16 protein-coding genes and 1 tRNA gene are annotated in these 14575 nt (G+C 41.3%); 16 read left to right on the forward strand and 1 reads right to left on the reverse strand.

Annotated features, from left to right (window positions below; genetic code table 11):
* The first annotated feature begins 43 nt into the window (after positions 1-43).
* From ACHZES_RS15270 to ACHZES_RS15290, 5 genes are all read left to right on the forward strand, one after another.
* The gene (locus tag ACHZES_RS15270; RefSeq protein ID WP_395547201.1) at positions 44-526 is read left to right on the forward strand and encodes a hypothetical protein; all 483 of its coding nucleotides are present in this window, start codon (positions 44-46) and stop codon (positions 524-526) included.
* A gap of 453 nt (positions 527-979) precedes the next feature.
* Complete coding sequence (locus tag ACHZES_RS15275; protein WP_395547200.1) at positions 980-1819, forward strand: cell wall-binding protein; 840 nt, start codon at positions 980-982, stop codon at positions 1817-1819.
* A gap of 115 nt (positions 1820-1934) precedes the next feature.
* Positions 1935-2576, forward strand: a complete 642-nt coding sequence (gene trmB / locus ACHZES_RS15280; RefSeq protein ID WP_038283418.1) for a tRNA (guanosine(46)-N7)-methyltransferase TrmB — start codon at positions 1935-1937, stop codon at positions 2574-2576.
* 69 nt (positions 2577-2645) lie between these two features.
* Positions 2646-2813: a hypothetical protein gene (locus tag ACHZES_RS15285; protein ID WP_395547298.1), complete on the forward strand. Its 168-nt coding sequence runs from the start codon at positions 2646-2648 to the stop codon at positions 2811-2813.
* A gap of 114 nt (positions 2814-2927) precedes the next feature.
* Positions 2928-3000, forward strand: a tRNA-Lys gene (locus ACHZES_RS15290).
* 417 nt (positions 3001-3417) lie between these two features.
* Here the strand turns inward: ACHZES_RS15290 and ACHZES_RS15295 are convergent.
* Entirely contained in the window at positions 3418-3795 is a 378-nt protein-coding gene (locus ACHZES_RS15295; RefSeq protein WP_395547199.1) for a hypothetical protein, read from the reverse strand.
* Positions 3796-3902: 107 nt separating this feature from the next.
* Here ACHZES_RS15295 and ACHZES_RS15300 point away from each other — a divergent pair, with 107 nt between their 5' ends.
* From ACHZES_RS15300 to ACHZES_RS15350, 11 genes are all read left to right on the forward strand, one after another.
* Positions 3903-4658, forward strand: a complete 756-nt coding sequence (locus ACHZES_RS15300) for an IclR family transcriptional regulator (RefSeq protein WP_395547197.1) — start codon at positions 3903-3905, stop codon at positions 4656-4658.
* Between the two features lie 296 nt (positions 4659-4954).
* Positions 4955-5533 (forward strand): hypothetical protein, encoded by a 579-nt coding sequence (locus ACHZES_RS15305; protein WP_395547196.1) that lies wholly within the window; start codon positions 4955-4957, stop codon positions 5531-5533.
* The gene (locus ACHZES_RS15310) at positions 5514-6479 is read left to right on the forward strand and encodes an ABC transporter permease (protein WP_395547195.1); all 966 of its coding nucleotides are present in this window, start codon (positions 5514-5516) and stop codon (positions 6477-6479) included. The genes ACHZES_RS15305 and ACHZES_RS15310 overlap by 20 nt, the downstream gene beginning before the upstream one ends.
* An 18-nt stretch (positions 6480-6497) precedes the next feature.
* Complete coding sequence (locus tag ACHZES_RS15315; RefSeq protein WP_038283426.1) at positions 6498-7361, forward strand: carbohydrate ABC transporter permease; 864 nt, start codon at positions 6498-6500, stop codon at positions 7359-7361.
* 36 nt (positions 7362-7397) lie between these two features.
* Positions 7398-9500: a hypothetical protein gene (locus tag ACHZES_RS15320; protein WP_395547194.1), complete on the forward strand. Its 2103-nt coding sequence runs from the start codon at positions 7398-7400 to the stop codon at positions 9498-9500.
* 50 nt (positions 9501-9550) lie between these two features.
* Entirely contained in the window at positions 9551-10102 is a 552-nt protein-coding gene (locus ACHZES_RS15325; RefSeq protein WP_038283431.1) for a hypothetical protein, read from the forward strand.
* Complete coding sequence (locus ACHZES_RS15330; protein ID WP_038283433.1) at positions 10095-10544, forward strand: hypothetical protein; 450 nt, start codon at positions 10095-10097, stop codon at positions 10542-10544. The genes ACHZES_RS15325 and ACHZES_RS15330 overlap by 8 nt, the downstream gene beginning before the upstream one ends.
* 15 nt (positions 10545-10559) lie before the next feature.
* On the forward strand, positions 10560-11663 hold the full coding sequence (locus tag ACHZES_RS15335; protein ID WP_395547193.1) for an ABC transporter ATP-binding protein: 1104 nt from the start codon (positions 10560-10562) through the stop codon (positions 11661-11663).
* A complete protein-coding gene (locus ACHZES_RS15340; protein ID WP_038283436.1) occupies positions 11653-12057 on the forward strand; it encodes a hypothetical protein in 405 nt (134 codons plus the stop codon). The genes ACHZES_RS15335 and ACHZES_RS15340 overlap by 11 nt, the downstream gene beginning before the upstream one ends.
* Before the next feature lie 7 nt (positions 12058-12064).
* The gene (locus ACHZES_RS15345; protein ID WP_038283437.1) at positions 12065-12577 is read left to right on the forward strand and encodes a hypothetical protein; all 513 of its coding nucleotides are present in this window, start codon (positions 12065-12067) and stop codon (positions 12575-12577) included.
* Between the two features lie 4 nt (positions 12578-12581).
* Positions 12582-14558 carry a DUF4962 domain-containing protein gene (locus ACHZES_RS15350; RefSeq protein ID WP_395547192.1) on the forward strand — a complete coding sequence of 659 codons (1977 nt, stop codon included), beginning with the start codon at positions 12582-12584 and terminating at the stop codon, positions 14556-14558.
* Positions 14559-14575 lie beyond the last annotated feature (17 nt).

A 14575-nucleotide genomic window follows, 5' to 3' on the forward strand; every position in this document is an offset into this window, starting at 1 on the left:
TCTGTTCTATATGAATATTAAATTAGTTTTGGAGGATGTAAGTATGAAAAAGAAATGGAATGTAATGATTGATGAGAGAGAGCATGAGATTATTTTTAAACCCGGCGCCTTTCGAGGAAAGAAGATCGTGGATGGTGTTTCTACACCTGTTAAGAGTACAAGCATGTTTATCCGGGTATTTGATGAGCCAATCGAGCTGGAGGGAAAAACACTTCATCTTACGGCAATCGGTTCCAAAGTAGATTTAGCAGTGGATGACGTTTACTTAAATTCAAAGAAACCATATGTACCGCTTAATGAAATACCCCGCTGGGCTTATGGATTCACAGCTGCCATAATTATAATTGGCTGGATCCTAAGCGGCCTATTCGGATTATTAGTTGGTACCATGGGAGGCGTGTTTATTATTAAAAGATCGATTTCTCCGATACAGAAGAGTCCGATGCCTTCCTGCCTGGGCGTATCAGTTTTGTGTGTAGTTATACAGTTTCTATGCTTATTCGTTAGAATCGCGGTAGCTTTATAGGTGTTCATAAAAACAGGATAGATAAGAACTTAATTAAAAGCAAGAAAACAAAAAACACTGACGATCATCCTAAGGTTGACCGTCAGTGTTTTTATTGCCCTAAAGTTTGGATAAATTGAGAAAATCATCAAAGGAGCTCCGTGAACAAGATCCCAATAAAGGAGAGGAGCCGGCAGGATTGGAGGAATCCTGCCGGCTGTATGAAAAAAGTTTATCTATAAGGATATTACCTGTAACAAGTATTAATATATCGGTCGGTTGTGTAGAAAAGTTGTGGGAGATGTGAACAATTTGTGAAAGAGGCTTCGCTTTTCGCCAGGGACAATCCCGGGTTACCTCTCATATTTTTATACTAAAGAATCATGTGGATAGACATGAACATCCAATTGATTCACACTCTCAGTGTTGAAGGCTGATATTTTTTCATGCCTTACAAAAAAGAAAGGTGAGAATATGACATCACAGGAAAAAAGACAGGCTGTATGTGATAAATATGCAACCATCATAGGCCGTAATATCTATAGTCTGAATTTGCGGGATTACTGTTTTAAAAAATATATTGATAATAACTATTACAGCGACAGCAGTAGTTCCATTTGCTATTCTTATAAAGAAGCCGGCTATGGCTTTGGCATTTTGACTACAGCTGGGATATTCCAGTCCAGTGACCTTACTGTGGTAGCCGTGAATATTATAAATGGAATTCCGGATAGTTCCAAACTACGAAAGGGTGATATGCTGGAATTTGCCGGCACGGATACCGAAAGACCGCTTAAAATAGGTCACGTAGAAATGTACTATGGGAATAATATTCTTTGCGGCCATGGCAGCGGTACTCCGTCCTATAAGGATCTCAAAGGCTATTGTACCAGCCGGTACAATTCATTGGCTCCAGGAGGCTGGCGGGAAGGTCTGGTATGCGTCCGCAGATACATTCAGGATGATGCGGATACAGTGTTAGAATCCATCAAACTATCAGGCTGGAAGCGGGAAGCCGACGGCTGGCATTTTTATCTTGGAAATTCTGGGGAAGCAGTAAAAAATTCCTGGTATCAGGATTCTGACGGGAAATGGTACTGGTTCAACGCAGTCGGTGTTATAATTACAAATACCTGGTACCAGCACAAAGATGACTGGTACTATCTGGGATCGGATGGAGCCATGAACAAAGGTCTGCAGAATATTGACGGCAACTGGTATTATCTGGATCAGAATGGCAGGATGGAGGCGGAACCAGTGAAACTGACCCTAAATGAAAACGGGGCACTGCAATACCCGGGGCTGGCAGTATAAGAAAAAAATTGAAAACTTACAAACAGCAAACTTGCGTTCCCCGCACCATATATGATACAATCGATCAGTTGATGCATGTTATCATTAAGATGAATTTATTTGGAGGAATTTTAATATGAGGTTACGTCATATACCAGGCTCGGAGGAGGAAATCGCGGGCAGTCCCTACGTTGTCCAGAATCCTGTTGAGAAAAAGGGCTGCTGGAAGGATGTGTTTGGCAATGAAAATCCCATAGAGATTGAAGTAGGAATGGGAAAGGGCCGTTTTATCATGGAACTGGCTGCGATTCATCCGGAAATCAATTATGTTGGTATTGAGAGGTACCCCAGTGTCCTTTTGAGAGGCTTGCAGAAAAGGGCTCAGATGGAATTTGATAATATATACTTTATGTGCGTGGATGCAATAAACCTGGCCGATATATTTGCTCCGGGGGAGGTTCAGAAGGTCTATTTAAACTTTTCCGATCCCTGGCCAAAGGACCGCCACGCTAAGCGCAGGCTCACATCAGAGGATTTTATGGCGGTTTATGACCAGATTTTAAAGCCTGACGGCGTTGTGGAATTTAAAACCGACAACAAGGGCCTGTTTGATTATTCTCTGGAAGCAATACCTAGAGCTGGGTGGCAGGTTAAGGAATTCACCTATGACCTTCACCACAGTCAGATGGGCGAAGGAAATGTGATGACAGAGTATGAAGAGAAATTCTCCTCTAAGGGGAACCCTATTTATAAATTGATCGCAGGAAGAAAACAATAATTTTTAAAATCGGCATTCGGTTTTAATAACCGTGATGCCGGTTTTGCATATAATAGAGCAAAAGCAGATATGGGTGCAGCAGTTATGGGAATGAAAGACAAGGTTACAAGCAAGCTTCTTCAGGCAACCAGTGATAAAACGGAATTAAATAAGAAAATGCTGACTTGGAACAAATCTTTTGTAGAAGTGAACAAAACACTAGGCGGAAATGCACAAAAAAATAAGAATAATAAATAAATTCGAAAAAGTTGTAAAAAATTTGTAAAAAAGGTGTTGACTTTTGTTGGATACGGTTATATAATTACACTCGTGCTTGAGACGAGAGCACAGTGAAAGAAAAACAAAAGACATGCGCCTTTAGCTCAGTTGGTAGAGCAGTAGACTCTTAATCTATTTGTCCGGGGTTCGAGCCCCCGAAGGCGCACTAAAAAGTTCCGGTTTTGCAGACAGAGAGCTGCGGGGTTGGGGCTTTTACTTTGTCTGGATTTATGCGGGGTTCCTGGTGTTTGCTGTGTTAAATTTAAATTGGTGAGAGAGCGGATGCCAGGTGGTGTACGCTTTTTTATTTTAGAAAAAGTGCAGCTTTTCCTTTAATGAAATATCTTGTTGTCCTTGTCTGAATTTGCTTTCTGGTCCTTTCCGTAACCAAGCGTTGCATTCAGTTGCCGTGAAACTCTTTATTTTACAAGGAAAACTTCAAAGTGAACCCCAGGAGAAGATCATCTCTAGGGGTTCGCTTTTTAGGTGCAGACTTACGCCTAATCAACGATATCTGTCACTTTCGTATCTTTCCTATAATGATTGTCAAGAGTATGCGAAAGTCAATAGAAAATCGATCATCTTATATATCGAATGCCAGCGATACTGCACACCAGAGCAATACCAGAGCCTTGGCGATATTAAACGGACGATAGTACTTCTTTAAGAGCTTCTGGAATACTCCCCCAGCTGCAGCCCATGTGACAGTTCCTGCAACGCCTATGCCTGTCAGGCAAAAAGCGTGGATGAGCAAAGAACCAAGGCTGCTTTCATACGGCAACACATATCCTGTGTAGACCGTGATGGCATACAGGATAATCTTCACATTGACAAACTCAAGCAGAAAGACTTTCATAAACGACATTTGATTGCTTTCACCGCCATCCGGTTTACTACGTGCCACATAGATTGCCAGATATGCGATGTAGGCAGCGCCCACATACTTGAGTATGTTTGCCACTGATGGTAACAGAACATTGTGTTACATATTGACACTAAGACAAAAATAGAATACAATCAATCCAATTATGAATTTAATTCGTATATATAAACTTTCGGAGGTATGAAATGAATCGAACCGTAGAACGTACATTTATGATTTTGCAGTTGATCGCTGACAGGAAAAGGGGGATAACCTTACAGGAGATTACCAATGAAATGGGGATGGCTAAGAGTAGTGTTTTTGTCATTGTACAGTCATTATTGGAGCTGAACTATATTACAACACTCCGTGATAATGATAAGAAATACTGTTTAGGGATAGAGACTTTTTCCTTGGGTATGAAATATGTAGATGATATGAGCCTGATAAAAGAATGTACCGTAAATCTGCAGCCCATAGCTGAAAAGTATAATAAAACAGCATTTGTTGCAGTATTAAATGGAACCAAGATCGTATATGTGCATAAATATGTGGCTCAGAATGCAAGATTAGCTTCATGCGCCATTGGAACCAGAAAGGATGCCTATGCAACTTCTCTGGGAAAGGCAATTCTTGCATTTTTACCGAAAGAAGAACAGAGCGCAATTTTGGATAAGATAGATTTTAAGCCATTAACAGACTATACTATTACTTCCAAAGAACAGCTGCTGGAAGAACTAAGAAGAACAAAAGAACGGGGGTATTCTTTGGATCAACGGGAATTAGAGGACATAACCAGCTGCTGTGGAGCACCAGTTTTTGATTATACAGGGAGAGTGGTAGCCGCTGTTTCTTTATCGGATATCTATGATGAAACGCTTGATGATGAGCAGGTTGCTAAAGAACTTAGAGAAGTAGCACTTCATATATCTAAAAATTTAGGATATCATCCCAATCCATGATGACTTAACCTTATTATTGATGAATAAATATTATGCGAGAATCAACCCCTTTGTTTCCGAAGATATAATACGGTACAAAGGGCATTCTCGCATTTTTATTGTATGCTTTTTGAAATTCATATTTATGATAATCAAATCAGCAATATAAAGTGTACATTTATGTTGACAAGAACTAAAATGAAATGTATAATATGCTCATATTGAAAACTTAGTTCTTATATATGAACTTTTACAATTAAAGATCTCTATTAAGAGATCTCATTTTATGAAAAATAATATGAACGAGGTTCTTAATTATGAACAAGACAAATGAGGTTTTTATATTTCCATATTTGGATTTGTTATTTTTCTCCATACTTGCTGCTGTTTCAGAAATTATGAGTTATAAGATGCTGGAATTTTGGAATAGCAGCTTCTATTACAGCTTTTCCGTGGTACTCTGCCTCATATCCATGATTCGCTGGGGAGCAGCCGGAGTTGTAGTGGCCATGATCGGAGGAATTCCGGGTATACTGTTTTCCCCTATGTCCCTTTGGTCCGGATTTTTATTTTACAGCCTTTCCAATGCATTTATTGGGATTCCTATGATGGTTTACAGAAGCAGGAACAGAGATGCCATTGCTGAGGGACATGTTTTTCTGCTCCTTTATATTTTTCTTTCTCATTGCAGTCTGTCAGCAGGAAAGGGAATTGCCATATTTTTACTAACCGGAGAAACAACAGGAGCTAAGGATTATTTTGGGGCAACATTTTTCACCTTGATAATCAATATCATTGTGTGCAGTGTGCTGCAAATGCGGAAAGGGTTGATTTGTGATATGAGATATTATTTTACTGACATGGAAGGAGAAGGGTATGGAAACGGAAGAAATTAAAATGCGTGAGCCCCAGACAAAAAAGATATGGAAAGCTGTGAGGAAGGATTGGCGTTTATATGTACTCCTGCTTCCCCTGGTAATCTGGTTTGCTATGTGGGCTTATAAACCAATGGGAGGGCTGCTCATTGCGTTTAAACGGTTTGATCCTCAATTTGGGGTCTGGGGAAGTGAATTTAAAGGAATTGACAATTTTATCAACCTTGTTTCCGGAGTCAATAAGGTTGAGTTTTGGCAGGCGTTCAGAAATACATTTATTATCAGTGCTTACAGCCTGATATTTGGATTCCCTGTACCGATTATACTGGCCTTATTATTTGCTGAAATAGGAAATGATACGGTGAGGAAGCTTACGCAGACCGCAACCTATCTGCCTCATTTCCTTTCAGAGGTTACAATTACAGGAATTGCCCTCATGCTGGTATACAGTGGTGTCCGCTCAACTGGAATTATCGCTTCTCTGCTCCAGCAAATTGGATTGATTGAACCGGGTGTTTCGATCATGCAGAAATCCAATTATTTCAGGCCCCTCTATATTATGGTAGGGATCTGGAAAGAAAGCGGGTATAATTCCATTGTTTATTTTGCAGCTATTATGGGGATTTCCCCTACACTGTATGAGGCTTTAAAAGTGGATGGGGGCAATAAATTTCAGGAAATCCGCTTTATCACATTTCCGGGTATGGCACCGACTCTGATCATCATGATCATCATGAGGATAGGAAGTATGCTGACCATTGGCTATGAAAGAGTTTTGCTTTTATACAATGCCAATATTTATGTGACAGCAGATGTGCTCTCCACCTTTGAACAAAGAATAGGTATTCTGTCAGGCAACTATGGAATCGGAGCTGCTGTCAGCCTGTTCAATTCCTTGATTGCGTTTGCACTGGTGATCGGTGCCAATACAATCAGCAGAAATATATCAGAAACATCCCTGTGGTAGATTAGAAAGGCGGAAACGATGGAGCGCTTAAACAGAAGTGAAAAGATATTTAAGGTGTTTTCCTATACGATGATTATCATCTTTGCATTGCTTGCCCTGTATCCGGTTTTGTACGCATTCAGCGTTTCAATCAGCGGAAAGGTAGCATATGAAAGCGGTCAGATTGTACTCCTGCCAAAGGAAGTGACATTTCAGGCCTATGATATGGTGCTGCACAACAAAGGCTTTTGGATTGCGTATACCAATACCCTGTTCTATACCGTACTTGGTACCGCCTGGAGTATGGCAATTTCCATTACAGGTGCTTATGCATTGCAAAAAACAAAGCTGATGTTCAGACGGCAATGGAACTTTCTGCTGGTATTTACCATGTGGTTCAGTGCCGGAATGATTCCTTTGTACCTGAATTATAAGACCATGCACGTGGATAACCGATGGGGAATGATTATAGCCTTCGGCGTGCAGGCATATAACATCATTCTTCTCAGAAACTATTTCAGCAGCATACCAAAAGAAATAGAAGAAGCTGCAATCATGGATGGAGCCAATGAGTTTCAGATGCTTGGAAAAGTTTACATACCAATGTCCACTGCCAGCATTGCAACAGTAACCTTATTCTATGCCATTTCAAGATGGAATGGTTATTATTGGTCAAGGATGCTGCTGTCAAACCCCTATGAGCAGCCGCTGCAGGTATATCTGCGGCAGTTGATTGAAAATTATCAGAAACTATATGATGAGTCACCGGTTAATCTTGCATATTCCGCAGATAGCCTGGCTTATGCAATTATTATATGTTCGATTATCCCGGTGTTAGTTATTTACCCGTATATTCAGAAGTACTTTGCAAAAGGTGTGAATATGGGGGGAGTCAAAGGATAAATGTTTTATTCGCCATAAAGGCAGAAGGAGGATTTTATGAGGAACAAAGTAGCAGGGGGTATCCTGTGTGCTGCGATACTTGCATCGGCATTGACCGGATGCGGTACTTCCGTTGTGGATCAGGCATCAACCAGGGCAGCAGAAGAAACGCAACAGGAAACCAGTGAGGCAGCAGGTGATAAGACTGATCTAACAGAGATGGTAGAGCTAAAGTTTAATATTGCCAATGGAAATAAGTCAAGAACCATGACCTATAATCAGGAATCTCCATTGACCCTTCCGGATGGTACTGTTGTAACAGCCGGTATGCTTAAACCAATGTGGTCTTATATGGAAAAGGAATTAAACAGCAAGTTTTCCGACGTGACGGTACAGGATGTGAAGGCCAGCGATATGATTCAGACAGAATCTACATCAAACTTTTCCGGAGCCAATATTTTTGGAGGCGAATCAATTGCAGAACGGCTTATGTTTTATGGAACGGAAGGAAAATTTGTGAATCTGACCGACATGATGAAAACCGGCTATATGCCTAATTTCAAGGAATATTTATCAAAGAATCCTGACGTTAAGACTGCGATTACCGCTTACGACGGAAATATTTATCATGTGCCTTATATTGCGGAACTGAATCAGATCGCAAGGACCTTTGTTATCCGGGAATCCTGGGTCACCGGACTGCTGGATTCAGAAGGCGCAGCCTATGATAAGAATCCCTTTGATGTGCATTATAAAGGATTTTATGTGGAAAATAACCGCAGAACAGGGGAAAACGGGGGCACGGTTACTCCCAAAGAAGGAATCGATATTGTAAAGAAAACCGACCAGGATATTATTGAAATTCAGAATGCACTGGAAGTAAAAAATGGGGAAACCTTAACCAGGGCGTTAATTCAGTATATTAAAGACAACTACGATTACAGCAGCCCATCGGAATTATTCCTTGGGGAAAAGGCAGCCTATGACATTGATGAAATGATTGCACTGATGCGCTGCATTAAAGCCAATCCGGCCTTGCTAACCAAGGGGAAAGCTGATGTTGTATGGCCTCTTTTTGTGAGACAGTCCAACTACCGCGAGGATTTGCTTCGGTTATCTACATATTTTGACGGCGTGAAGGTACATGGAGCAGACTCCTATACCGCAAGGTGGTATATTGATGAGAACGGGCAAATCCAGTATTCCTATTCAGAAGAAGGCGTGTACAATGTCTTACAGTATTTATCCATGATGGAGGCGGAAGGACTGATCTATTCCGACGCTTATGATCTGACTGAAAAGACCAATTACCGATCCACCTTATGGGGAACTGATGACGGAGACGCCCCTTCCTTTGGTTTTATGACTTATGATTGGATTGCTTCGTCTACTTCTGAATCCTTAAATCCTGACACGGTTGTGATCCTACCTCCGGTTGCCAAGGTGAATGGTGCATGGCAGTATTATTTGGATAACGGAAGGGCCATTAAGCCGGATGGCTGGGCTATTTCTGTAGCAGGTTCTACGGATGATCAGATTCACAGAGCATGTGCAGTTATGGATTACCTTTTTACAGAGGAAGGAAGCAGATTGCAGAATTATGGCTTACCTATGAATCTGGAGGAAGGAAAAGATTATGCAGGACCGGATGGATTAAAATATCCGTTATTCACCAGCTGGGTATATGAGACCTCAGGCAAAGTGGCAAAAGGAGATCTGTCTACGTTCTTAAGAGACTGGTTGGGCTGTCTGATCCCCATTGGATACCAGAAAGAAATTGGTTTTGAGTATCAGTATACTTCTGAACGGGGATTTGAAGGCTGGGCGTTGCTTCAAAACTCCACGACTAACTTTGCAACTTATGCAGGAAAAGGAGTAAGCGGGGATAATCCAAATTATTATAAAATGGTTCCGCCGGTCTTTTCCCTGACTTCCAGGCAGAAAGAAACGATTTCAGATACGACATCCCTTGATACAGAAGATATTGTAGAATTCATGTTTAATATCATCCGCTATCAGGCAAAAGGCAATGCGCCTCAGGGGGCGGTAGTAGCAAAAAGCTATGAAGAGTATGCGGCAGAATTTAAGAAACGGGGACTTGATATTTATGAAGAAACTTATCAGGCCGCTTATGATGTTATGAAAATGGATAAACAGTAGTTAAACCGGGGGAGGAGGCTTTCTCCTCCCTTATAAAAAGGTGGGAGCTGATGATGCAGAAGTATTTTAAAACTCAAAAGTTAGCAGCAGGAATATATACCGGGATCGTTATCATTGTATTCTTCTATACTCTTTGCTTCATGACGGAGTATAAAGATTTGTTCGGGTTGAAATTAACACAGAATGATCAGATTTCTTTTTTCCATGATTACATTCTTCAGATATTTAATAAACAGATTTTTACCTTTGCGGTATTTGGAATTCTGGTGATTTTGCTTTCCTTTCTGCTGGAGATCTTCGGTAAAATACCGGATAAATTTGCTTTAATCATAATGGAGCTGTCACTTCTTCTTTGCTGCGCATGTTCCGCCTATGCCTTGTTTAATCTTCAGGCCATAGAAAGCTATTATGCCGGACTGGATTTCCAGTATTTGCGGTTAGAAAGTGCAAGTGATTATAAGCCTCATTTTGCCACGTTCCGAATTGGATTGGGAATCTACATTTCCCATATTCTCTGCTGTGCTTTTTATATCGTTGCAATTGGCAGAAGCCATTTTAAATTCCAGAAGAATCAGAAAAAGAGGAGCACAAGGAATGGATAATCGGTTGCTTAAAAAAGAAAAAAAGGCATACGTGTCATTATATAAAAAGGATGTGCTGCCATATTCACTAATACTATGTGCCATATTGGCTGAACTCATCTATGATATCTTGATTTTGGATGTGATGCCTGTAAGTTACCTGATGGGAGTTACGGTAATGATTAATATTGTGATATTATTTGTACTTTTCACCTGTGCCGTAAAAGTCAATATCTATCATAAAACTTGGGCGGCCATTGCTGTTTTTCTTGGTATTTACATGCTGGTAAGGATGTCTGTGCTGGTTCCCCTTGTATTAAAGCCCTATGCCAGGCATACGGAGATCATGGCTGCAAATTTTTTGGGAGGGCTCTTGCTTCTTACGGCCGGCTTCATCAGTTTGAAGCATACCGACAGAAGACAAAGGCTTCAGGAACAGTTAAAGCAGACAGATGCCAGCTAGGATGAGGTGAAAAATATGGGAAAACTCCTGTTTAAAAATATAAGTAAATCATATGCAAATGGATTTTGTGCGGTTAATAACTTCAATTTAGAGATTCAGGATGGAGAATTTATTGTTCTAGTGGGGCCGTCAGGCTGTGGAAAGTCAACCATCCTGCGCATGATTGCCGGGCTGGAAAAGATATCTGACGGAGATCTGATTCTGGATGAAAAGGTAATCAATAAATGTCCGCCGGTAGAACGGGATGTTGCTGTAGTATTCCAGGATTATGCGCTGTATGGCAATATGTCGGTTTATGATAACGTTGGGATGAGCATGCGTGTCAGACATGAAAAAGACACGGTTATTTATGATAAGGTGAAGGAAGCTTCCGGTATTTTAGGAATCGGAAGCCTGTTAAAGCGTTTGCCGGGACAATTATCCGGAGGACAGAAACAGAGAGTGGCTCTGGCCAGATCCGTAGTAAGAAAGCCAAAGGTATTTCTTATGGATGAGCCGCTTTCAAACCTGGATGCAAAGCTGAGGACCAGTACAAGGGCTGAAATAGTAAAGCTCCAGAGGGAATTAAAGGTTACGACTGTTTATGTTACTCATGATCAGACAGAGGCCATGACAATGGCAGACCGTATGGTAGTATTAAAGGATGGAATAATCCAGCAGGCAGGAACCCCAAATGAAATTTATTATGAACCCTGCAATTTATTTGTAGCCGGTTTTATTGGAGCGCCTCAGATGAATTTTATAGAAGGAAGGGTGGTGGGCAGTCGGTTTGTGTTTGGCTCTCATGCACTTTACCTTCCGAAGAAAATCGCGGACCCCTTAAAACAATATTCTGACAGGGAACTCATATTGGGAATCAGGCCGGAGCAATTTTCCATTTCCAATGGGGAAGACATCAATGTGATTGAAGGAGAACTGGAAAACAAAGAGTTTTTAGGTAATTGTTATATTTTATATGTAAGGATCGGAGAATCGGTCCTGGCATGTCAGATCGAAAGTATGGAGGACAGCTTTGACGAGCAGGTCAATATCCACTTTGGTATGGAACATATCTATTTTTTTGATAAGGAGACATCAGAATTGCTGATGCATGCAAAGGTGGGAGAGAATGATGAGTAAACAGTTAACCGGTATAGCGAAAGCGATGATTATAATTTCTTCTGTGGTGCATCTGATTTTTACTAATATACATGTAAAAGCTCTTCTGCTCCTGGAACATGAGATGTGCGGTTTTGTGATGTTCCTGTTTGTTCTGATTGGACTGGTAGCTTTATTTGAGGCGACCCGCATAAAGAAAAGAGAAACAGCAGAACGGATTTTCACCGCATTGATTTGTTTTGTAACAGCAGGATTAGGATCATATCTGGTCATGATTTACCGGGATGCGATTTCAGTGCAGCGATCTCTTGATGTGGGTGTGGTATATCGTGCGGTAGTTTTCAGTATGGCAATCATTTTGGCTTATGTTATTTCCGGCCTCCTGCTGATTGCTGATTTAATTAAGAACAGGTGATGGTATCATGACAGGCAGAGAAAGAAAGTATGGAAAAAAGAAGATTTCAGATAATGTGAAAGCGGGAGTTTTCAGGTGGTGGATCGCAGGAATGTGTTACTTTTTTATTGGATTTGGCACCCAGTCCGGAATTTTTGCCGATCCCCTGGATATGATTTTTTTCCTTGGGCTGGGATTGGGGCTTGCAACCTTGTTTCTTTATAATCCGGTTGCTTACCGGATGTTTGATATAGTAAGAAAAGGGAAAATTTACAATCAAAACTATTTTGAACGGAGCGGGTGGCAAAATGCAGTTTTAAAGCTGGCTGAAATCCTAAAAAATATGGTTCTTGTGTTTTTGATTTATATGACGTACCAAAGCGTAAATCTGCTGCTGGAGAGACTGCTTCACCTTCCGGAAGGAACGGTCACCATCCCGGGAGAACCCATTGGCTTTGCTGTGATTTACACCATCTATTATTACCTGCTGACCGGATTGATGGATACAGTGGCCGAAATGAGGAAGAAGGAGGAGAAATAGAGGCATGAGCAATCTTGTATTTATTGGTGATATAGGGCCTTACAAAGAACAGATCAGAGGCGTGAGAAAAAAGCAGTATCAAAGGCTGCTTCAGCAGGCCGATCGGTATGAGGCGTATCAATTGCCTGCACACCATCCAAAAGAGAGTACCACATATATGGGGGTTGCAATTATGAATCTCTCTCTTGCCTATTGCCTGAGCGGGGAGGATAAGTATCTTTCCCAGGCAAAGCGGTTCATTGGGGCGGTTTTGTCCTATGAGCAATGGGGGAATGCCCATTTAGTGAATGTGGATTTATCAGCTTCGTGGATCTTATTTGGGTTATCCTTGGGATACGACTGGTTGAAGCCGTTTTTAAGGGAAGAAGAAAAAGAGAAAATTCTGGCTAAGATCAGACATCACGCAGATATTATGTACCAGTATAAATTGGACACATACGGCCATGGCTGGTCAACCAGCTATTATCAGAACCACAACTGGATCAACATGACAGGTCTGGCAGCGGCAGGATATGCGCTTTCAGAGACTTATGACAAAGCCGGCCAATATACAGAGGAAGCAAAAAAGAATTTTGGCAGAGTGTTTTCTCTCCTTGCAGATGACGGTTCAAATTATGAAGGTGTCCCCTACTGGAGATACGGAGGAATGTGGCTGTTTGTTTATGCCCATCTGCTTAAAATACAGGAAGGTATAGATTATTTTCAGACAAGCAATTATCTGAAGAATACTTTTTATTACCGCTTATATCAATCCTGCGGCGATTTTGAGCAGCAGATGAATTTTGGAGACAGTCATGACCGCCACAGCGGACATGCCCCCTGTGTCTATTATAAGGCGGCTGCCGAGTATGGGGATGGCTTTGCTCAGACCTTTGCCAATCTTGTTCTTGATGAATTCCTCATGGCGGAAGCGGAAAAGAGTAAAATCAAGCCGGGCATCTTACCGGAGGCCGCATTTGAATTTCTATGGTATGATCCTCAAGTGTCAGAGAAGCCCCTTTCTCTTCTTCCAAAAGTCAGGTACTTTGAAGATTTGGGTTTGCTGTCAATGAGAGAAGACTGGAGCAGAAGAAGCAAGGTTCTGACAATAAAATGCGGCTGTCCTGGGGGCAGAAAACAGTGGATGAATGGCTGGGACTTATACCGCAGGGAAGGCTTGGATTGTCTTTCCCTATCCCACCATCATTCAGATAATCTTTCTTATATTTTTGCAAGGGGAAGTGAATATCTGACCTGTGAAGATGGATATAACCGGGACCTTATGCCGGATAACCACAATGTAATTCTGGTAGACAATCAATACACGGATGCGGAAAATGTAAATGATATTTATATGAGCAGTGCAGGGAAAAGGCTGGAAAAGGATCCCTTTTATCCCATTGAAGAAAGATACCGGGGAGATGTGGTTTACTTAGAGCTTGATGATTCCATGGTTATTTACAAAGGCGAAACCTCCGGTATATATCCGGAAGCCCTTGGCATGAAAGAAGTAAGCCGGCTGTTATTTACCGATCAGTTATTCTTTTTCCTGTTCGTTGACGTGTGTGTGTCTGACAGGGATCATATTTACCGTATTATTTCAAATACGGATATGCCGGCACAAAAGCAGAACGATCATACCTACTATTATCCAATGGAGACCGGAGGTATTACATATACTGTTTTTTCAGATCAGGAAATCTGTTCGGATCAGTACACCCAGGAAATTGTCAGTGTGATGACATCCCAGGAGCCGGATAAGCTTTGCAGATCTTTCATCAATACTTTGTCATTTCAATCAGCAGCTCCCACAAAAAAACAAACCTTGATTGAATGCTTTACCTTTGATGGAATGAATACGGAGATTACCTTTAAAGGTGAGAACCTTCATGTCAGACACGGAGACAAAGACTATCAGTTGATTTTTGGAGATGGAATGACTGTAAATATCATAGAGGTCTGCAGCAACAGCGGAGAAAGAAAAAGTTACCGGATTCCGTAAAGCAGGGAAAAAGTGAG

Source organism: Lacrimispora sanguinis (assembly GCF_044987295.1).
In the GTDB taxonomy this organism is placed as follows: Bacteria; Bacillota; Clostridia; order Lachnospirales; family Lachnospiraceae; genus Lacrimispora; species Lacrimispora celerecrescens_B.